Genomic DNA, 17,095 nt, shown 5'->3' on the forward strand with positions numbered 1-17,095 from the left:
GTCACCTACGGTCGGGGCTCACTCATGCGCGGGGAAAGGGCGGCCCTGCCCGGTGCCCCCTCCGCGACCGGACAGGGCCGACCAGCTCTGACGCCCGGCTCCCACGTGGTCGCGGTTCGCGCACCCGGCCTCCGCGGGAGCCAGGCTGACTATGGGATCGCCTCCCGCCGCAGATCACGCACGACGACGAGCAGCTGCGTCGCCATCGCCAACTCCAGCCGCTGGAAAGCATCGAGCGGGATGGGGACGTTCTTCTTCAGTACGATCTCGCCGTTGCTGGTCGACTCCTGGACGACGGCGGCGAGGACGCCGTACGGCTCGCTGCCGCCGACGGTGTAGACCGCTGCTGATCGGCGTAGGCGGGGACAGGAGGCGATCGCCTCGGGGATGCAGGAACGGCAGGTGGGCGGGGCGTTCGTGTAGCCGGCGCCGTCGCTGGTGTCGGTGGGGTCATCGGCGAGCACCCACCACACCCGCCCTGAGATCGGGTCAGTGGCCGGCCGCCCGCACACCTGGCACAGGTTGCGCAACATGGCGCGCCGCTGCCGCAGGCTGTTGACGAGCTTCCACTGCGGGGCGCCGCCCCGGGAAATGCCCTGGCGCGCCCACAGCACGCCGAACATGCGATCCAGGGCGACCTCGTCGACGTAGGCGAGGCGTAGCCCCGCAGCCTCTGGATGCCAGCGAAGGACCAGCTTCCCCTCGACTTCTTCCCCCGAGTAGGCAGTGATATAGGGGACGCGCAGCTTGGTCGCGGTCATCGCAGGTCGCCGGTCGTGAACGGCAGCTTGCGGGTGAGGGCGGCGTGCGCGCGGAGGATGGCGCCCTGCAGGTCGGCCTGCTCTGGGGTGGATGCGGTGGCGGTCTCCCGGGTGCGCCGGTGGGTCAGCCGGTAGAGCCCGGTCTCGTCCAGGCTTACGTCGCATTCGGGGATCTGGGGGAGCGGCGCCGGGGGGTTGTTCTCGGCGTGGCCGCTCGTAGACTCGGCCATAGGGGCGCACCTCCACCGTGCGTCTGGGCCCGCTGGCGTGTCCGCGCCGGTCGGGCCCACTTTTATGTGTGGCTAGGTGGCCGTCATGCTACGCCTGTTCACCATACTTCACCATGGTGAGACATGAGGAAGTATGGGTATCCGCAGGTCAGTAGGGGTGCCTAGCGTGAAACCGTGATGATCGAATGGCGGTTGAACGCCCCGCGCTGGGTGCAGATCGCGGAGATCCTCAAGGCGAGGATCGCCGACGGCACCTACCCGGTGGACTCGCCGCTGCCGAGCGAGCACCAGCTGGTGCAGGAGTTCGGTGTCGCCCGTGGCACGGCCCGCAAGGTGCTGATCCGGCTGCGGGAGGAGGGCGTCGCTTACGCGGTGCGCGGCTTGGGCACGTTCGTGGCCGCTCCGAAGCCGGAGCCGGCGGACGAGTAGCCGTCCTGGCTGGCGTAGCCTGGCGGCCGTGAGCAGGTGGTACGGCCCAGGCGGCATCGAGGTGGAGCGCATCCTGCTCGACCGCGGCCACGGGGCCCGCCAGGTGCTGCGCGTGACCCGGCGCGGCCCGATCCGCGACATCGTGCTCGCCTACGCGACCACCGTGGCCGAGGTCGCCGCGCTGGTGCCGCTGCCCGATCTCGTCGAAGTGATCGACCTACCCCTCGACCGCCGCGTCCCGTAGCTGCATCCACGCCTGGTAGCGGTTCTCGGCCGCAGCCATCCAGGGATGCGCCTGGATCTTGACCGCGAGCTCCCTCATCTGGGCGTGCGTCTTCTGCCACTTCTCCCGATCATGGTCGGGCCGGCGGCTGAGCTTGGCGAGCTCCTTCTCCGCAGATACGAAGTCGCGCCTCATCTGCAGCAGGTCGTCGGGTCCGTTGTAGGCCATGGCGCGTCTCCCCGGGGTGGTGCGTGTGGTGCGAGCCGATCCTATGAGCCCCTGGAGCGCCAACCGGAAGCGGCTCGACGGCGGGCTGTGCCAACATGCCTCAGACGATCAACCCGCGGGGTGAGGATGGCGGGATGAGCGACGAGCACATGCTGCCGAGCGAAGACCCAGACCTGGCCGAGGTGTGGAAGCAGATGACGCCGACGGAACGACTGCAGTACCAGCTCGCCGAGGGCGAGCCGGTGCCGGAGGAACTGCGGGAGCGGGTGCGCCGCGCGTATCGGGAACGCCGCGGCGGCGCCTGAGCACACGAAAGGAGCCCCCGCCACCCCGCGAAGGGGTGACGGGGGCGGACCCACGCCGGGTGGGCGCCAGCGTGGGACGCTCCAGAGCTACCGCTTGTTGACAGGCAGATCCGGGCGAGCCGTGTGCTTCGCCTTCCAGCCAGCCACCGCGCCGATCGCCGTCGGCAGCAGCGGGATCGTGACCGCCTCGGCCCAGTCGGGCCACCACGCGATCAGACTGTGGTCAGCGTCCACCGCCTGCAGCACCGCCAGCAGGCCGACGGAGCCGAGGAACCCGCCCAGGCTGGCCCACTTCACCTTGGCCTCGACCGGCGGCTTGCCGTACTCGATAGGTGCGTTGTGCATGTGCCCCTCCTCAGGGGATGCGCCGCCCCTCGCGCGGGGGCGGAAATCTGGAACCGAAGGCCCGTGCTGCCGTTGCAGGTACAGCCGGGCCAGATCGTCGATCACGACTTCTCGGGCGGGCGCCACGACCACGTCATCGCCCACGTGTCCCGGTCCACCTCGCCGGTGGCGGGCAGCCCGGTGGCCCGCTGGAAGCCTCGGCACACCGTCCGCGACTGCGCGCCGTACCAGCCGTCCACGTCGATGTCCCATCCGCGCTTGGCCATCTTGGCCTGCCACGTCTTCACGTCGTCGCCGCGCTGCATCGGCTCGCCCACCTTGAGCGTGCGGCCGGACCACTGCGGGACGCCGTCCTTCACCACCACCCGCGGCGGCTCCTCGCCGTCGCCGCGGACGAGCTCCATGAAGTGATCCCACGGGAACCCACTGCCCGGGTCGGAGTGGTCGGTCTGCCCGAACGCCTTGCTGACGTCGACGTGCCCGCAGATCCCCGCCTTGCCCGCCTTCACCTGCGCCACCGACAGCCGGCGCAGCGGTACGTCCCAGCGGGCCGCGACCTGCCGCACCAGCGCCGCGGCGCGCCGGAGCATGGCCTCGTGCTCGTCGTCCCGCCAGCGGGCGCTGGAGCCCTTCTGCGGGTCGCACAGCTCGATGCCGATGCTGCCGGTGTTCGGCGGCGCATGGTAGGCGACGACGCCCTCGCGCACCGAGGCGACGACCTCGCCCGGGTCGACCGTGTAGTGGGCGCTGCCGCCGGCGCCCGCCGACTGGAAGTAGCGCGCCACCGCACGGGCGCCGCCCTCGACGCAGGGGGAGACGGTGGCGTGGATGACGATCCGGGTGACGCGGGTCTGGATGCCGCCGTGCTTGGCGGCCGGCATGAACTTCACGAGGCTCCCTTACGTTGGTGGCTGCGCCGCCATACCTGAACGATGATCACGAGACGCCACGCCAGCACGACAGGCACCAGCGCGAACGCGGCCAGCCGCAAGAGCGTGAACCACTCCCAATTCGGGAGCGCGAGCCGCACCACCCACAGCGTCAGGGACAGGGCCAGGACTGCCTCGAACGAGAAGGCATGCCGGCCGGCCGCGGTCTTCCACCAGCGGGCCAGGGCGCTGTGTACGACGACACAGCCGACCGCCAGCAACGCTGAGATGGTGATGAGCGCGGTGCCGGCGTGCTGGATGAGGTCAGCCACGGCCACCGAACGCCTCCTCGAAAAGCTGATGGAAGCCGTTCTCCTCGCGGAGACGGCGCAGGCGGTCGGCGAGGCCGAGCATCCGCCGGGCCCGCTCCCGGGCCTGCCGGAGTTCCTGCTCGGCGCGCTCTCGGGACTGCTGGACGGCATGCTTGGCGTCATCGATGTCCGGGTGCTCGTCCTCGCGCGGCTCGTCGGTCATGAGCCGGCCCCGATCTGCGTTCGCAGCTCTTTCAGCAGCGCGGCGGCGATCTGCGCCCCCTCGGTCGAGGCGAGCAGCGCGGCCCGGATCTCCTCCGCGTGCGCTCGCCGGGTGAGGTCGTGGGCTTCGCACTCGCCCACGTACAGGGCGCGCCATTGCTCGGCGTCCTCGTTGGCCTCGGCCACCCGGGCGTCGCGATCGGATCGCAGGTCCTCCACGTGGGAGCGGGGGACTAGGTGGCCGCGGAACACGAGCCAGAGGACGCTGAGGAGGACGCCGAAGGCTCCGAATTGAGGGATCGGGAGTTGGGCCCACTCCACTCGTGTCCTGCCTTCCTGGGAGGGTCTGAGAGGGGTGCCGCCCGCCGGCACCCTCACGAAACGGCGGGCGGCACGATCATGTGTCCGGATCCGGACATGCAGCGGGTGTAAACCGGAGGGATGCTGGAGGCGTCTCACATGCCCCGGCCATTGGAGATCAACGTGGGCTACCCGCAGCAGCCGCACGACCCGTACCAGCAGTCAGGCCCCCAGTACGGCGGCCAGCCGTATCAGCCGCAGCCGTACAGCCAGCCGCACCTGCCGGCGCCCATGCCGCAGTACGGGCCGGTGCAGATGGTCACCGTGCGGGAGCGCGGGTTCAACCCGATCACCGCGATCGTGCACGGCTGCCTGTGGGTGTTCGTTCACTGGTGGCTGGCCCTATTGACGATCGGGCTGTGGCTGCTCGTGGCGATCCCGGTCAGCTTCATCGGCTGGAAGGTCACCCGCACGGTGCCGGTCCAGCAGCAGCACCAGCCGCCGCCGTACCCGCCCCAGTACTAGGCGCCCGGGCCTGCGGCGCGGAGCCGCTTGTTCTCGGCGGCCAGCTCGTCACGCTCATCCACGAGCTGCTGCACCAGCGCGCGCAGCTGAGCGTTCTCATCCAGGGCCGCATTGCGCTGCCCAGCGGTCACCTTCAGCACGGCGTCAGTCGCCACGCTCAGCTGCGTCTCGTCCACTACACATCCCTTCCAAGGGCGGCCTTCAGCCGCCTGCGAGTCTCTGCCATCAGCTGAGGGTCCGGCCTGTAGGTGGCCTTCAACACCGCCAGCCGCTCACCCGGATCCACCTCGACCGCCTGGCCGGCGAGATCCAGCGCGTGCGGCGAAGCGACACGCCGGCGTCCCGGCGTCGGCGCCGTCACCCGCACCGCGGTCTCCTTCACCCAGGCAACGCGCTCCAAGTGCGCCTCACGCGCATGCGATGTCGAGTCGGCATTGCCCAGCGTCACGGGCCTGCCGCCGCGGAGCATGCCCTTGCGGGCGGCCGGGTCGGTCTCGGCGTTGCGCCGCACGCCCGGCTCCGGGATGTGCAGCTGGTGGATCGCGACGTCCAACAGCGTGTCGATGTCGTCCGGGTCCAGGCCGTACTCGACCGCCAGGTTCGCGAACGTACAGGCCGGCAGCGCGTACACATACGGCGGGCCGCCCGGATTCGTCGTGTGGATCATCCACCATGCGGTGCCGTCGTCGCCCTGCCACAGGTAGGCGTCGACGATCTCGCGTTCGATCATTGGTTCCACACCCAGTACATGACGTCGTATCCCGCGCCCGGCGGCGATGGGTAGGTGTCGAAGCTGAAACCGCCGCTGTTGCGGCTGGTGACGGACACGGCGTGCGGGCCGAAGATGTTGAACATGGTGGCCACCGGCAGGGCGGTGGCGCTGAAGGTGAACCCGTATCCGATGCTGCCGATAGTGCCTGAAGGGAAGCTGGCCAGCCCGCGAGCGAACGCAGCGCCGGAGCCGGGGCTGCCCATCTTGCCGAAGAAGTCGAGCCATCCGGCTTCCTTCGCCACGAGTCCGCTGATGATCGCAGCGCTCTCGGCGGTGATGGTCAGCTGGGCGACGTCCCGGGATAGCTGGATGGTGCCCTTCCGGTCCGACACCAGCACAGAGCCGATCTGGATTGCGGGCGGATTGTCGCCGGTGAACGACGTGATGTAGTGGTACTGGGTGGCGTCCCGGTAGAACCGGATCTCAGGGTTCGCGCCGAACAGCGGATTCACCACCAGCCGGGCTGAGCTGCCGCTCACCGTGCTCGTGAGCCGCCCAGTGAGGTCGACATCGCCGGTTGACGCGGACACGGTGAAGGTGGCGCTGCCGCTGCTGTTGTAGGCGCGGAACCCGGTCGTGTCGAGTTCGATGCGAGCGCCCGACGTGGCCGATCGCAGGGTGAAGCTGCCGGAGGAGCTGTCGATGGTGACGGTCTGGGTGCCGCCGCCGTTGAACGCCTTGAGCCCGGTCTCGTCCATCTGGATGCGGGCACCACTGGCTCCCGATCGCAGCTCGAAGGAGCCGTCGATGTCGAGCCATACGGTCCGAGTGCCGCCCGCGTTGAACAACTGGATACCGGTCACCGTGGACATGTCCATACGGGCCCCGGTCGTGCCGCTCCGCAGGAAAAACTGCCCGTTCGTCTGCAACTGGACGAGCGAGGTGCCGGCCCCGTTGTACATCTGCAGGCCGCTGGCGTTCATCTCCACTCGCGCCCCACTGTCGGCCGTCTTGATGCGGGCGCCGAGCACGATGTCGGCGCTCAACGTCCCCGCCGTGATCTTCGTGGCGGTGAGGTTGCTGATGTGAGCGTCGTCGATGAGCAGGGCTGTCGCGGTGGCCGACGCCGATGCTGGGGACCGGTTGCCGGCCTCGTCTACGGCGATCACCCGGACCCAGCGCGCGGTGGTCTCCTCGACGTCCACGGTGGCGATGGCCGGGATCCCGGCTGTGAGCATGCCTGCGTGGGCGGCGACCTGGCCTTTCAGCGTGCTGGCATCCGCGGTGAAGCCACTCGTGGAGCCGACGTGAATCTCCAGGTGGTGCAGGTCGAGTTCCAAGTTGTAGGTGCCGCCGCTGGCCTTGCCGAGCGTGTGCGTGATCTGGATCGCCAGCCGCGACCCGGCCACCGTCGGCGCGGCCGGCGTTGAGGGTGGGATGGTGTCCGGATTCGCCGTCGCGGTCTCGACGACGCTCCATGCGCCCTGGTTGTTGCTGGAGTCCACCGCGCGGATCCGGAAGTCGTAGTCGACGCCGGGAGACAGGTCGAACACCATCGCCTGGAGGTCGCCCCACGGCGCGTACGCGGTCTGCCAGTCGCTGGCGGGCGACACCCCGTACTGCACCTCGTAATGGTGGCCGTCCAGGATCGTCGACCCGTCCATGTTCAACGGCAGCAGCCACTTGACCAGCATCTTCGCGCGGGTGTTGCCCAGCGCGTCCAGGTATACGCCGCTGAGGAACGGCAGATCCCAGCTGACTATGCCCGGCACCGTCGAGTCCGGAATCGGCCTCGGCCCGACCGGCTCCAGACCGCCCGACGACAGGGCCCGCAGCAGCTCACCCACATCGACCGTGGTCTCGCCGCCCTCGAAGTCCACGTACGGCGTCAGATCCAGCCACACGCCGGCCTGCGACCGGTAGGCGACCGTCGACCCTTCGCGGACTGGCCACGAGGCGCCCGCCATCCGCAGCTTGACCGGGTTGATGCGTTCGCCCCGGAACGTGATCTCGTTCGCTGGGTCTTCCAGCCCGGAGTCGGGGTCGTACACCCACACCCAGTCGCCGACGCGGAAGGCGCCCTGGATGTCGTAGTCGTCGGTGGTCAGCCGCATGGCGTTGCGGGTGCCGAGGTAGCGGTTGAGCTGGATCTGCGCGCGGGTGTTGGCGTTCCCGGGCGCGGTGCCGGACTCGCTGATCAGGCGGACCCGCTTGACGGGCTGGCCTCTGAGATCCAGGTACGGGTTCGCCGGGTGGTTCGCCGATCCGGTCGCCGTTGAGCTGCCCTCGCCCTCGGCGAGTACCACCACGCGGGTGGTGAAGTCGTCGACGTCGCGGGCCAGCGCCATGTCTCCGCGCAGCCCGTGCATGGTCAGGTCGTCGCCGTCGGTGTGCCGGTTCGGCCGGCGGCGCACGATCACGCACGTCGGTGTCGACTGGAAGAGGGAGGCGGCGGGGCCGGCGTCGAGGGTCGCATTGCCGTTGACGCGCCACTCGGCGCCCATCGTCGAGCACACGTAGTCGATCGCCTTGCGCCTGCTCTGCCACTGGTGGCGGCCCGTGTACGTGCCCGGGATGCCGCTGTAGAGGGTGCCCTCCACCACCGCCGTGGCCGCGCCGAGCAGCGCGCGGATCGCCTCGGGGAAGGTCTTGTTGGTGATCTGCACCGCGGTCTCGAGGACGTCTCCCTTGTCGTCGGCATCGCCCAGCCACACCGCCATGCCATGCCCGGAGACGGTTTTGCGCAGGTGGTCGAAGTCGCGGCCGGTGAGGACGCCGACGTAGCGGGCCATCGTGAGCAGGCTGTCGCCGTACTCGGCCGGGTTCACCCGGCCAGGCACGATCGCAACGTGACCGAAGAAGCCGAGCTGGTCGGTGACCGTCTTCGGGGTCTCGTCGACGAGGACGAGGCTCCACGACCCAAGCCCCATCAGGACTTCGTTGACCGGCACCTGGTCACCTCCTCACGGCCGCGACAACCTCGGGCAGCGCGCCGAGGTATTGATCCCTGAGGTTGGTGGCCTGATCGCCCGACACCGCGCTGCCGCCGCCGGCCACGACGCCGAGGAAGAAGTCCATCGCTGTCGAGCTCGTCTTCGTCAGGCCCCCGCTCACGTGCGGGTCGAAGTTGCGCGCCGAGCCGGCGACGACCCGGTTGCCGTCGCTGTCGTCGGCGGAGCGCACCACGTACGAGGTGGCGTCCGTGCATGTCTCCGCGCTGGCGAGGTAGACCGACATGGTGCCGGAGTCGCCCCGCTGCAGATACCCCTCGAGAATCCGGGAGCCGCGGCGCAGGGTGAGGTCCAGGTAGGCGCGGCCGACCGGCGAGCGGCGGACAGCCAGCCGCACGATGCAGCTCTCCAGGTCATTGCGCAGCACCGACGCCGAGTCCCACCCGGTGACCTGGGTGCCGCCGATGTCGACCCACCACCGCTTCGGCCGCCACACGCCGCCAGTGAAGCTGGCAACCTCCAGACTTCCGCCGCTGGCCACGGGCCGGACGCGGACGAGCCCGTTGGACAGCTCCCAGGCGTCCTCGTCCAGCGGGTGCGCGGTGCCGACCCGCTCGACGCCGCCGGTCAGCACCCGAACCCGGCCGCGCAGGTAGTCCTCCACGCGGCAGCCCCATCGCGGCGACACCCCCGCGGGCACGCCGCGGTAGACGGTCATCACGCCGTCGGTGGTGGGGCGGGTCATCGTGGACGGCAGCGTGCTGCCGGAGTAGTAGGCGAAGTGCCCGATCGGCGGCGCATGCCACCGCTCGCCCGCCAGCGAGAAGTCGTTCGCGCGGACGGCGCCGGCGAGCCGCGACTCCAGGTCGACGTCGGTGTCCGGGCCGTGCCGTTGCAGGCTGATCTTCCAGGCGATCTCGGTGATGCCCTGGCGCTTCCGGTCCTTCACGTCGCCGGACGCGGAGCTGATCGTGTAGTAGCCGTTGCGCTCGGACTTCTCCTCCCAGATCGCCTGCACCAGCCCGCCCTGGCCGCCGAGCACGCCGTCGAAGCGGTCCCACACGTCGTCGCGGGTGATGAGCGGACACACCTCGACGCCGGAGATGTGAAGCGACCAGCCCTGATAGGCGCTCTCCGAGAAGGTCATCGTCTCGCGGAGCGTGAGACGGCCGAGCTGCAGGTCTGCCACATGCCCTCCCAACGGAAAGTGTCTACCGGTAGACAGATGGGCGGTGGAGCCTTAGAGTGTCTAGTAGTAGACATCATGGAGGCGGGCATGGATCAGCGGCTCATCACCGGACCCAACGAGCTGTACCACGACGACCGCGACAGCATCGACTGGACCGAAGACCCCGACTTCAGGTTCCTCACCGAAGTTGATGCGCTTCAGACGCTGGAAATGCTGGGCAACGACCTCAGAGCGGCTCGCGAGCAGGTCAAGCACCTGATGCGCTACATCCGGGCCGCCGCCGTTTCCGCGCGGAACGGCACCGTCCAAGACGGCCAGGTCTCCCCGCAGGCGATCATCAACCACACCAAGCTGGCCCGTCAGACCGTGTACAACATGATCGGCGAGAAGGCGGAATGACTCATCCGGCGTACACCTCCCGGTCCAAGGTGCGTATCTCCTGCCGGATCTCCTCGACCATCCGCCGGAACGAGCCGGGGTCGCGCGGGTCGAGGATGCCCCGCACGGTGAGGTTCTCGATCGTCACCCCTCCACCGGCCGCCGCCGCACCAGGTGCCGCGGCCGGGGCCGCGAACGCCCCGTCGAACGCGGGCGCCGGAGAGGCGGGCTCGGTAAACGCGCCCACCGTGGCATCGGCCATCCGCTGGGCCGCCGACTGGATCATCGGCTGGCCGGCGTCCATGCCCACCACGAGACCGGCCGGCAACTGCTTGCCGATCTCGGCGAACAGCCGCGACGGGGAGTGGATGCCGAGGGCGTCGCGCACCCAGTCGGGCATGATCCCGCGGAAGAAGTTGTACAGCGAGTCGCGCAGCCAGTTGTACATGCCGACCATGCCGTTCCAGAACCCCACGATCAGGTCCCGGCCGGCTCCGCCCAGCAGGCTGCCCATGTTGCCGAGCGCGCCGGTGATGGCGCCGGGCAGGCCGCGGACCCAGTTCAGGAGCTCGTTGAACTTGCCGATCGCCCAGTCCTTGGCCTGGCCGAACCAGCGGGCGAACATGTCGGGCAGGCCGCTGATCCAGTTCTTGATGCCGTTGATCAGGTCGGGGATGATGCTGTGGCCGATCAGCCGGTCGTACAGTTCCGTGAACTTCTGGATCACGCCGCCGACCGTCTGCGTGACGATGATCAAAAACTTGGTGATCTGCGGCAGCACCCGCTCGGCGATCACCGCCGCCAGCTCGATGAACAACGGGATATGCGGCGCCATCCGCTTCAACAGGTCCGTGAAGACGGGCAGCAGCGGCAGCATCGCCTGATTCAGGTCGACCATGCTCCTGATCAGCGCCGGCAGGTGCGGCAAGATCGCCACCACAGCGTCGATGAACCGAGGCATCAAGCTGACCGCGAGGTCCGCCAACGGCGGCAGCAGGTTCACCAGCGCCGGCAGGAAGGACAGGAAGGCGCCGACGAGCTGCGGGATGTACGGCGCGACCTGCCGGACCGCGTCCAGCAGCGCCAGCCCGATGATCTGCGCCGTCTGCGTCAACGGCGGCAGGATTTGCAAGATCACGCCGATGAGCTCGCCGAGCACCGACACGAAGGCTTGGCCGATCACCCCGACCAGCTGACCGATGATCGGCATCAGCGGAGTCAGCGCCGGGACGAGTCCCTGCACCAGGTGAGTGATCAGCGCGGCGATCTGCGGTAGCAGCGGCGCCAAGGCCGGCACGAGCGCGTTGATCACCGAGGCGGCCAGTTCGACCACCATCGGGACGATCGGCGCCAGCGCGGCCAGGGCCTGCCCGAGCGCGCCAACGAGCCGCTGCAGGGACGGCAGGATCGCCTGCACCCCGCCCGCCAGCGAGGTGGCGATCAGGGCGGCAAGTTGGCCGACGACCGGCAGCAGCGGCGCGATCGCGGAGAGGATGCCGCCCAGGGCGGCGCCGAGGGGCTGCAGCGCCGGCGCGAGCTGGGCCACCCCCAGAGCGAAGGCGCCGAAGAACGCCTGCACGCCGGGCAGGAGGGCGGCGATCGCAGGCCCGATCGCCGCGAGCAGCGGCTTCAAGGTGGCGAACGCCGCGGCGATGGCCTGGCCGAGCGGCAGCATGGCGGGCGCGAGCGCGGCGACCGCCTGCCCGATACCGTGGATCATGGCGACGATGCCGGGCCCGACCGCGGCAATGGCCGGGCCGAGCGCGGCGATGGCCTGCGCGAGCACCGGCCCGAGCGCGGTCGCCAGCTTGGCCGCCTCGGGCGCGATGGCGGCGACAGCCCCGCCGACCGCCTGGATGATCGGCAGCAGGGCGCGGCCGATGTCGTTGAGCGCGCGGAAGACCGTGACCAGCACGTCCTGGCCCTGCGCGCTCTTGACCCAGCGGGCGAACACGTCCACGAGCTGTCCGAGCACGCCGAGCGCGTCGCCCCCGGCGGTGCGGGCGGCATCCATCAGCCCGTCGAAGATGTCCCACAGGTCCTTGGCGAGCGCGCCAAGCTGCTTGAGCACGGCGAGCGCCCGGTCCATCCACGCCCACGCCTGCCCCCCGGCCGACACCCGGGACATCCACTCGCCGAACCTGGTCAGCGAGTCGGTGAGCCCGCCGGACAGGCCGGCCAGCCATGACGAGCCGACCGTGCCCAGATCGACGAAGCCGCGCAGCAGCGGCTGCAACGCGCCGTTCAGCGCGCCGACGAGGGTGTGGGTGTCGCCGATGACCGTGTTGAACTGGCCGAGGGTACGGTCGGCGGTCGCGAAGTCGAGGACGGTGCGCACCATGCCGCCGAACTCGCCGGCCAGCCCGGCGATCGCCGGCCGCAGCACGTTGGCCGAGGTCAGCCACCGCTCCATCTGGCCGAGGAGCGGCTCCAGGAACGCGTCCTGCGCGACCGCCTTGAACCCTTGCAGCAGCGGGATGGCCTGCTGGAACTCGGTGATGAACGCCCGGCCGCTCTCGCTCAGCTTCCCGAGCGCCTCCTCCAGCTTCTTCGCGTTGCCCGACAGTGCGGCGCCCATGGCCTCGCCGAGCCCGCCCGTCGCGAGCTTCCACACCGAGAAGGCGGCAGCCCCAGCGAGGGCGACGCCGGGCAGCGCAGCGAGCAGCCCGCCCAGCGGCGCCAGCGACGCGGCCAGCGCCACCGTGTACCCGGCCGCCGACGCCGCAGCAGCCCCCAGCGCGGCCACACCAGACGCGACCGCCGCCCACTTGCCGACCGTGGCCAGCAGCCCAGCAGCAGCAGACGTGGCCGCGCCCAGCCCCGCCGTGAACCGGCCGAGCGACGGCAGCATCGCGTCGAGCGCCCGCTTGCCGAGGTCGCCGAGCTTGGACAGGCTGCCGCCGAGCCCGTCGACAAACGCTCGACCGAAGGTTTCGCCGAGCCGCGATCCGTGACCGTCTCGCATCCGCCGGTCGATGCCGCGGTTGATGCCGTCACCAGCGGCCTCGCCGAGCGCCTCGCCGGCGGACACGAATCGGCCGCGCTCGTCCCTCCACCGGCCGTTGGCGTCCCGCCAGAACCGGCGCGAAAACTCCTGCCCGCCCGCATCACCGGCGTCGCCGCCGAGCCGCTTGCCCGCGGCGACGAACGGGGCGCCGTCGTCACCGAACCGGACGGCGCCCGCCTCGGCCATGCGGCGGCCGAACTCTTCTCCCGCGGCGTCCCCTGCGGCGTCGCCGAGGTCGCGGCCGGCGGCGGCGAACCGGCCGCGCTCGTCGCGCAGACGGTTGGCCGCTTCCTGGGAGAACTGCTTGCCGAACTGGTCGCCTAGCCCGGCGAAGCCGCGCTCGACGTCGTCCTTGAACCGGTCGGTGAGGGCGCGGACGCGGACGTACGCCTCCGCCAGTGGGGTGCCGGGCATGCAGCACCCCCTCGACCGGTCCTTGAGAGTGGCTATCCGGCTGCCATGCGGGCGATCAGACGGCGGCGCTCGGCGCGTTCTTCTGGCGTGCGCGGCCGACGCGGCTTCGAATCGCTGGGGTCGGAGAACGCCTGACGGAAGCTGGTGTGGGCGTCAGGCTCGACCTTGTCGAGCGCTCCGGCCAGGGCCAGAAGCGCGGTCGTCTGCAGGGTCTGCTGCTGCCAGTCGATCCAGCAGGCGTGGATGACGTCGAGCTGGTCGCGTAGGGGAAGATCCTCTAACCGTAGGAGACGACCTTGCGAGGCGCCGTCTCCGTCTCCGCCGTGGCCTCGCTCGGGACCTCGGCCACCGTGCCCCGAGAGAAGGAAACGACCCTGGCAGTACCCGCGGCGTTCGGCGGCCCATCGGAAGAGTCCGAGGACCTGTCCGTAGGGCGGTCGGCCTCCTCGGAGGCGAGGTCGCCGAGGATGTTCATCAGCGTTTCGCCGTCCGTGCCGTTGCGCCTGCAGTGGGCGCGGAACCGCTGGTACTCGTTCTCGCCGAGCAGCGCCAGGTAGATGTCGGCGAGGATGGCGCCCGCGCGGGGGTCGGTGGTGTCCATGCCGACGCTGGCCAGCCGGGCGAACTCCGACAGGTCCATCATCGAGACGCTGCCTTCGCCGGTGAAGACCTCGCCATCGAGCTCAAACCGTAGGACTGGGGCCGCCTGGTTCTGCTGGCGCTTGGAGGTGTAGGAGCGCATCAGGCGGCCCTCGCCTCGTCGAAGATGACCTTGAACAGCTTGGCGGCCGAAGGCTTCTCCAGCTTGAACTCGCACGGAATGACTGCCTTCTCGGCGCCCTTGCGGCGGTTGATCTCAAGGCCGCCCGTCTGCAGCGCCTTGCGATACACCCACCTCTCCTCGCCGTCCTCGGACTCCCAACCGAGCATGACTCTGACCTCTTCGCCCAGGTCAGGCGGTTCGAAGGTGACGATGCCGGTGCCGGCGACGATGCTGCCGCCGTTGAGGGCGCGCTGCATGTTCTTGGCCGTCATCTCGGCCAGGGCGAAGGAGACGCTGCCCTCGCGGCTGGTGAGCGCGACGGCGACGGGGTCGAGTTCTTCGGCCACCTCGACGCTCTCGCTGTCGACGCTGTAGTTGAACGTCGAGCCTTCGTCGGTGTAGCCGAGCGGCACCCAGTTCGCTGACACTGACTCCCACGGAGTGGTCAGGTCGGCAGGCTCGGGAGTGCCGAGCACGGCGATGTACAGCTTGCCGGGGCCGAGCGCGATCGCGTTCGGGTTTCCACGAGCCATCAGGCGTCACCCTTTCCGGTGGTGGTGGCCTGGCCGTTCTCGGTCTCAGGCTCGCTTTGGGGCTGGTCCGGGGCGGCGTATCCGTCAGGGAGGCGGACCTTGGTCTGCCAGCCGTACTTCTCGACGTGCTCGACGGGCACCTGGTCGCCGGGGTTGAAGGCGCGCCCGAACTGGCCGCCGATGTACAGCGGGCGCTCGGCGATGTAGTACGGCGGCGCGGCCGGAGCCGGAGCTGGGGTGGGCGACTTGTCGTCGCGTCGGGCGGCCATCATGACGCGTACTTGAAGCAGCCGATGGTCACCGAAGCGGCGTCCGGCGTGTACGTCAGGTCACACCGGCCGTCGGCCTTCGCGAAGATGCGCGGTACGGGGATCTGCCACCGCTCGCCGGCGGGGATCGTCACGGACCGGTCGCCGATCGGCAGTCCCTGGAAGGTGCCGGGCGTCGCCAGGACGACCGTGCGGGCCGCCGCGTTGCCGTTGAGAACCTCCAGGAAGATCTCGTCGCCGGCTGGGCACGTGTCGCCGCCGCCGGACGCGGCGGCGAGCGTGATCGCCGCGCCTCCCGGCTGCATCACCTGCAGGGGTAGAGCCGCCATCATGAACCTCCGTTGATCAGGTAGAAGTCGGCGTCGACCGAGAACGCGAACAGCTCGCTGTCCCCGGCCCGGTCGTCGATGAACTGCGGTCCCGTGATGTCGTCCACCACCAGGCAGACGGCGTCGCCCATCGCCGTGTGAGCGCCGGAGAGGGCGGCGAGCGCGTTGGCGTACGCCGTCGCAGCGGTCTCGGCGGCCTCTTCGGTGCCGGCATAGACGACGCCGGCGATGCGCGCCTGGTCGACGGCTTCCTCGGCGATGAGGGCGTCGGCTCCGTCGAGCCGGTGCAGGGTCAGGTAAGCGCCTTGGCCGGGCGAGCGTGGCCGGGCGCGGAAGGTGCCGAGGGCGAGGGGCCGGCCGGGGCCGGCGAGCGTGGGGTGCGCGTTGACCCAGGCGCGGATGGCGGTGACGGCGGTGACGCGGGCCACGGTCAGGCTCCGCGTAGCGCCCAGAGGGCGCGCCGCAGGTAGGCGTACGGTCGGGTGCCCGGGTGGTGGACGACCTTCGCGAAGTGGACGCGGCCGTCGCTACCGATCCAGCGCAGCCACCCGTCAGGGCGGCGCGGCCGGATGATGTGAGCCCGCGTGCCGACCTCCATGAACAGGCCGTACGGGGCGTTGTCGCGGGCGGTGCGGGCGGGTGAGGAGATGTCGGCGTAGACACCGATCAGGTCGCGTCCCCGGTCCCAACGGATCCGGGCCCGCATGTAGCCGGGCGGCCGGCCGGCTTCGATGTCGCCGGCGGGGGAGACGTTGGCGCGGCGTTTGGCGCCGCGGGTCACCGTGCGGGCGAGCTTGGCGATGTGCATCCCGACCGGCCCCTCGTACGACTTGAGGACGCGGAAGACTTCGGGCTCGTTCCACACCCACCGGATGTCGGCCACGATCACCTCCTACAGGGGGTAGTCGCCGTACCAGGCCGGGCCGGGGAACGCATAGACGGGCAGCAGAGAGCCCTCGGGGCCGGCGTTGGCGTCGTTGACAGCGTCGATCAGCCGCTGCAGCGCGTCCTTGGCGCGCCGGTCGAGCTGCTCGTAGACGCTGACGTCGGCCTGCCGGCCGGGGTAGGCGAGCTCGATGTCGGCCGCGGCCCGCAGCGCAGCGGCTTCGGAGGCGAGCGTGACCAGGTGTGGTGGGGCGGCGGGGATGGTGCCGCCGACCGCGGCGAGCACCTCGGCCACGGCCGCTGTGATCTGGCGGGTGGCCTGCTCGTTGGTCGGCGTCGTCTGCTGGTTGAACGTGCCGAGCATGCTGTCGTCGCCGGCGGCTGCGGCGGATCGGGTGCGGGTGGGGATGTGGTCGGCCACCTGCTCAAGGCTCGGCGTCCACGACGGATCCGCCACGGTGACCTCCCTCTGCTGTTGTGGGGTGGCCCGGCCGGCGGTTACGGGGGGTCCCGCCGGGCCGGGCCACGTGCTACTGCTGCCGGACGTACCGGTCGAGCAGCTCGTCGCGGGTGAGCGCGTCGAGCTCGGCACGGTCGCCACCCTGGGCGACGCCGTACTCGACGAGGTCGCCTTTCGACGACCGCGAGTTCACCTTGGCCAGATGCTCCCCGCCCTCGGCCGGCGCTGGCTCGGTCTCGGACGAGCTGGTCTTGACCGGCGCTGGGACCGCAGCCTTCGGCTCGTCGAGGGCCTTGATGAGCTTCGAGTCGAGCAGGTGCTTGACCCGGTCGGCCGGGACACCGGCCGGCAGGATCGCGCCCTCGTAGAAGGTGGCGAGCATCTGCCCGGACGCCGAGGCGACCGGGATGTGGGTCACGCACGGGGCGACCACCTGGTACTGCGTCATGGTGTCCCC

Annotated in this window: 26 protein-coding genes; 5 read left to right on the top strand and 21 right to left on the bottom strand. The window is 70.3% G+C overall.

The genetic code is table 11. The features are described 5' to 3' along the window. Nucleotides 1–149: 149 nt before the first annotated feature. Both HT134_RS36245 and HT134_RS36250 read right to left on the bottom strand, forming a co-directional pair. Nucleotides 150–761, bottom strand: a complete 612-nt coding sequence (locus HT134_RS36245; protein ID WP_175604983.1) for a hypothetical protein — start codon at nucleotides 759–761, stop codon at nucleotides 150–152. Further along, a complete protein-coding gene (locus HT134_RS36250; RefSeq protein ID WP_175604984.1) occupies nucleotides 758–991 on the bottom strand; it encodes a hypothetical protein in 234 nt (77 codons plus the stop codon). Before HT134_RS36250 ends, HT134_RS36245 begins: the two co-directional genes overlap by 4 nt. Before the next feature lie 177 nt (nucleotides 992–1,168). On the opposite strand from HT134_RS36250, the gene HT134_RS36255 reads away from it, so the two are divergent. Together HT134_RS36255 and HT134_RS36260 are read left to right on the top strand one after the other, a co-directional pair. Continuing rightward, entirely contained in the window at nucleotides 1,169–1,420 is a 252-nt protein-coding gene (locus HT134_RS36255) for a GntR family transcriptional regulator (protein ID WP_175605147.1), read from the top strand. Between the two features lie 28 nt (nucleotides 1,421–1,448). After that, a complete protein-coding gene (locus tag HT134_RS36260) occupies nucleotides 1,449–1,664 on the top strand; it encodes a hypothetical protein (protein WP_175604985.1) in 216 nt (71 codons plus the stop codon). Here the strand turns inward: HT134_RS36260 and HT134_RS36265 are convergent. Next, entirely contained in the window at nucleotides 1,638–1,871 is a 234-nt protein-coding gene (locus tag HT134_RS36265; RefSeq protein WP_175604986.1) for a DUF8825 domain-containing protein, read from the bottom strand. The genes HT134_RS36260 and HT134_RS36265 overlap by 27 nt on opposite strands. A gap of 134 nt (nucleotides 1,872–2,005) precedes the next feature. Here HT134_RS36265 and HT134_RS36270 point away from each other — a divergent pair, with 134 nt between their 5' ends. Next, on the top strand, nucleotides 2,006–2,176 hold the full coding sequence (locus tag HT134_RS36270; RefSeq protein ID WP_175604987.1) for a hypothetical protein: 171 nt from the start codon (nucleotides 2,006–2,008) through the stop codon (nucleotides 2,174–2,176). An 87-nt stretch (nucleotides 2,177–2,263) separates the two neighbouring features. Here the strand turns inward: HT134_RS36270 and HT134_RS36275 are convergent, their stop codons facing one another. From HT134_RS36275 to HT134_RS36295, 5 genes are all read right to left on the bottom strand, one after another. Further along, nucleotides 2,264–2,521 carry a holin gene (locus tag HT134_RS36275; RefSeq protein WP_175604988.1) on the bottom strand — a complete coding sequence of 86 codons (258 nt, stop codon included), beginning with the start codon at nucleotides 2,519–2,521 and terminating at the stop codon, nucleotides 2,264–2,266. A 101-nt stretch (nucleotides 2,522–2,622) separates the two neighbouring features. Beyond that, a complete protein-coding gene (locus HT134_RS36280) occupies nucleotides 2,623–3,402 on the bottom strand; it encodes a peptidoglycan recognition protein family protein (RefSeq protein WP_246366240.1) in 780 nt (259 codons plus the stop codon). 5 nt (nucleotides 3,403–3,407) lie between these two features. After that, complete coding sequence (locus HT134_RS36285; RefSeq protein ID WP_175604990.1) at nucleotides 3,408–3,722, bottom strand: putative phage holin; 315 nt, start codon at nucleotides 3,720–3,722, stop codon at nucleotides 3,408–3,410. Beyond that, a complete protein-coding gene (locus HT134_RS36290; protein ID WP_175604991.1) occupies nucleotides 3,715–3,924 on the bottom strand; it encodes a DUF7620 family protein in 210 nt (69 codons plus the stop codon). The genes HT134_RS36285 and HT134_RS36290 overlap by 8 nt, the downstream gene beginning before the upstream one ends. Then, nucleotides 3,921–4,142 carry a hypothetical protein gene (locus HT134_RS36295; protein WP_175604992.1) on the bottom strand — a complete coding sequence of 74 codons (222 nt, stop codon included), beginning with the start codon at nucleotides 4,140–4,142 and terminating at the stop codon, nucleotides 3,921–3,923. The genes HT134_RS36290 and HT134_RS36295 overlap by 4 nt, the downstream gene beginning before the upstream one ends. A 240-nt stretch (nucleotides 4,143–4,382) precedes the next feature. On the opposite strand from HT134_RS36295, the gene HT134_RS36300 reads away from it, so the two are divergent. Further along, nucleotides 4,383–4,748 carry a hypothetical protein gene (locus tag HT134_RS36300; RefSeq protein ID WP_175604993.1) on the top strand — a complete coding sequence of 122 codons (366 nt, stop codon included), beginning with the start codon at nucleotides 4,383–4,385 and terminating at the stop codon, nucleotides 4,746–4,748. Here the strand turns inward: HT134_RS36300 and HT134_RS36305 are convergent. The 4 genes from HT134_RS36305 to HT134_RS36320 all read right to left on the bottom strand — a co-directional run bounded on the left by HT134_RS36305 (nucleotide 4,745) and on the right by HT134_RS36320 (nucleotide 9,600). Further along, nucleotides 4,745–4,924, bottom strand: a complete 180-nt coding sequence (locus HT134_RS36305) for a hypothetical protein (RefSeq protein WP_175604994.1) — start codon at nucleotides 4,922–4,924, stop codon at nucleotides 4,745–4,747. The genes HT134_RS36300 and HT134_RS36305 overlap by 4 nt on opposite strands. Beyond that, on the bottom strand, nucleotides 4,924–5,478 hold the full coding sequence (locus HT134_RS36310) for a hypothetical protein (RefSeq protein ID WP_175604995.1): 555 nt from the start codon (nucleotides 5,476–5,478) through the stop codon (nucleotides 4,924–4,926). The genes HT134_RS36305 and HT134_RS36310 overlap by 1 nt, the downstream gene beginning before the upstream one ends. Beyond that, a complete protein-coding gene (locus HT134_RS36315) occupies nucleotides 5,475–8,180 on the bottom strand; it encodes a phage tail protein (protein ID WP_175604996.1) in 2,706 nt (901 codons plus the stop codon). Before HT134_RS36315 ends, HT134_RS36310 begins: the two co-directional genes overlap by 4 nt. A 235-nt stretch (nucleotides 8,181–8,415) precedes the next feature. After that, a complete protein-coding gene (locus HT134_RS36320; protein WP_175604997.1) occupies nucleotides 8,416–9,600 on the bottom strand; it encodes a hypothetical protein in 1,185 nt (394 codons plus the stop codon). Nucleotides 9,601–9,687: 87 nt separating this feature from the next. On the opposite strand from HT134_RS36320, the gene HT134_RS36325 reads away from it, so the two are divergent. After that, nucleotides 9,688–9,999 carry a hypothetical protein gene (locus HT134_RS36325; protein WP_175604998.1) on the top strand — a complete coding sequence of 104 codons (312 nt, stop codon included), beginning with the start codon at nucleotides 9,688–9,690 and terminating at the stop codon, nucleotides 9,997–9,999. 1 nt (nucleotide 10,000) lies between these two features. Here HT134_RS36325 and HT134_RS36330 read toward each other — a convergent pair whose 3' ends face one another. The 9 genes from HT134_RS36330 to HT134_RS36370 all read right to left on the bottom strand — a co-directional run bounded on the left by HT134_RS36330 (nucleotide 10,001) and on the right by HT134_RS36370 (nucleotide 17,086). Beyond that, nucleotides 10,001–13,399 carry a phage tail family protein gene (locus HT134_RS36330; protein WP_175604999.1) on the bottom strand — a complete coding sequence of 1,133 codons (3,399 nt, stop codon included), beginning with the start codon at nucleotides 13,397–13,399 and terminating at the stop codon, nucleotides 10,001–10,003. A 277-nt stretch (nucleotides 13,400–13,676) separates the two neighbouring features. Continuing rightward, a complete protein-coding gene (locus HT134_RS36335; RefSeq protein WP_175605000.1) occupies nucleotides 13,677–14,141 on the bottom strand; it encodes a hypothetical protein in 465 nt (154 codons plus the stop codon). Then, nucleotides 14,141–14,695, bottom strand: coding sequence for a phage tail tube protein (locus HT134_RS36340; RefSeq protein ID WP_175605001.1), 555 nt, complete (start codon nucleotides 14,693–14,695; stop codon nucleotides 14,141–14,143). Before HT134_RS36340 ends, HT134_RS36335 begins: the two co-directional genes overlap by 1 nt. Beyond that, nucleotides 14,695–14,967 carry a hypothetical protein gene (locus tag HT134_RS36345; RefSeq protein ID WP_175605002.1) on the bottom strand — a complete coding sequence of 91 codons (273 nt, stop codon included), beginning with the start codon at nucleotides 14,965–14,967 and terminating at the stop codon, nucleotides 14,695–14,697. The genes HT134_RS36340 and HT134_RS36345 overlap by 1 nt, the downstream gene beginning before the upstream one ends. Further along, entirely contained in the window at nucleotides 14,964–15,293 is a 330-nt protein-coding gene (locus HT134_RS36350) for a hypothetical protein (protein ID WP_175605003.1), read from the bottom strand. The genes HT134_RS36345 and HT134_RS36350 overlap by 4 nt, the downstream gene beginning before the upstream one ends. After that, nucleotides 15,293–15,721 (bottom strand): hypothetical protein, encoded by a 429-nt coding sequence (locus tag HT134_RS36355; RefSeq protein WP_175605004.1) that lies wholly within the window; start codon nucleotides 15,719–15,721, stop codon nucleotides 15,293–15,295. Before HT134_RS36355 ends, HT134_RS36350 begins: the two co-directional genes overlap by 1 nt. A gap of 2 nt (nucleotides 15,722–15,723) precedes the next feature. Further along, complete coding sequence (locus HT134_RS36360; protein ID WP_175605005.1) at nucleotides 15,724–16,176, bottom strand: hypothetical protein; 453 nt, start codon at nucleotides 16,174–16,176, stop codon at nucleotides 15,724–15,726. A gap of 9 nt (nucleotides 16,177–16,185) precedes the next feature. After that, a complete protein-coding gene (locus HT134_RS36365) occupies nucleotides 16,186–16,635 on the bottom strand; it encodes a hypothetical protein (protein ID WP_175605006.1) in 450 nt (149 codons plus the stop codon). A gap of 73 nt (nucleotides 16,636–16,708) precedes the next feature. Then, on the bottom strand, nucleotides 16,709–17,086 hold the full coding sequence (locus HT134_RS36370; RefSeq protein WP_175605007.1) for a hypothetical protein: 378 nt from the start codon (nucleotides 17,084–17,086) through the stop codon (nucleotides 16,709–16,711). Nucleotides 17,087–17,095: the final 9 nt, after the last annotated feature.

The organism is Nonomuraea rhodomycinica (assembly GCF_013363995.1).
GTDB classification, from domain to species: domain Bacteria; phylum Actinomycetota; class Actinomycetes; order Streptosporangiales; family Streptosporangiaceae; genus Nonomuraea; species Nonomuraea rhodomycinica.

Excerpts from the sequence above, each read along its gene's own strand:
- HT134_RS36350 (WP_175605003.1), bottom strand. The coding sequence starts at position 15,293 with ATGGCGGCTCTACCCCTGCAGGTGATGCAGCCGGGAGGCGCGGCGATC.
- HT134_RS36255 (WP_175605147.1), top strand. The coding sequence starts at position 1,169 with ATGATCGAATGGCGGTTGAACGCCCCGCGCTGGGTGCAGATCGCGGAG.
- HT134_RS36265 (WP_175604986.1), bottom strand. The coding sequence starts at position 1,871 with ATGGCCTACAACGGACCCGACGACCTGCTGCAGATGAGGCGCGACTTC.
- HT134_RS36290 (WP_175604991.1), bottom strand. The coding sequence starts at position 3,924 with ATGACCGACGAGCCGCGCGAGGACGAGCACCCGGACATCGATGACGCC.
- HT134_RS36275 (WP_175604988.1), bottom strand. The coding sequence starts at position 2,521 with ATGCACAACGCACCTATCGAGTACGGCAAGCCGCCGGTCGAGGCCAAG.
- HT134_RS36315 (WP_175604996.1), bottom strand. The coding sequence starts at position 8,180 with ATGGCGGTGTGGCTGGGCGATGCCGACGACAAGGGAGACGTCCTCGAG.
- HT134_RS36330 (WP_175604999.1), bottom strand. The coding sequence starts at position 13,399 with ATGCCCGGCACCCCACTGGCGGAGGCGTACGTCCGCGTCCGCGCCCTC.
- HT134_RS36250 (WP_175604984.1), bottom strand. The coding sequence starts at position 991 with ATGGCCGAGTCTACGAGCGGCCACGCCGAGAACAACCCCCCGGCGCCG.
- HT134_RS36340 (WP_175605001.1), bottom strand. The coding sequence starts at position 14,695 with ATGGCTCGTGGAAACCCGAACGCGATCGCGCTCGGCCCCGGCAAGCTG.
- HT134_RS36270 (WP_175604987.1), top strand. The coding sequence starts at position 2,006 with ATGAGCGACGAGCACATGCTGCCGAGCGAAGACCCAGACCTGGCCGAG.
- HT134_RS36345 (WP_175605002.1), bottom strand. The coding sequence starts at position 14,967 with ATGATGGCCGCCCGACGCGACGACAAGTCGCCCACCCCAGCTCCGGCT.
- HT134_RS36245 (WP_175604983.1), bottom strand. The coding sequence starts at position 761 with ATGACCGCGACCAAGCTGCGCGTCCCCTATATCACTGCCTACTCGGGG.
- HT134_RS36325 (WP_175604998.1), top strand. The coding sequence starts at position 9,688 with ATGGATCAGCGGCTCATCACCGGACCCAACGAGCTGTACCACGACGAC.
- HT134_RS36280 (WP_246366240.1), bottom strand. The coding sequence starts at position 3,402 with ATGCCGGCCGCCAAGCACGGCGGCATCCAGACCCGCGTCACCCGGATC.
- HT134_RS36370 (WP_175605007.1), bottom strand. The coding sequence starts at position 17,086 with ATGACGCAGTACCAGGTGGTCGCCCCGTGCGTGACCCACATCCCGGTC.
- HT134_RS36300 (WP_175604993.1), top strand. The coding sequence starts at position 4,383 with ATGCCCCGGCCATTGGAGATCAACGTGGGCTACCCGCAGCAGCCGCAC.
- HT134_RS36310 (WP_175604995.1), bottom strand. The coding sequence starts at position 5,478 with ATGATCGAACGCGAGATCGTCGACGCCTACCTGTGGCAGGGCGACGAC.
- HT134_RS36335 (WP_175605000.1), bottom strand. The coding sequence starts at position 14,141 with ATGCGCTCCTACACCTCCAAGCGCCAGCAGAACCAGGCGGCCCCAGTC.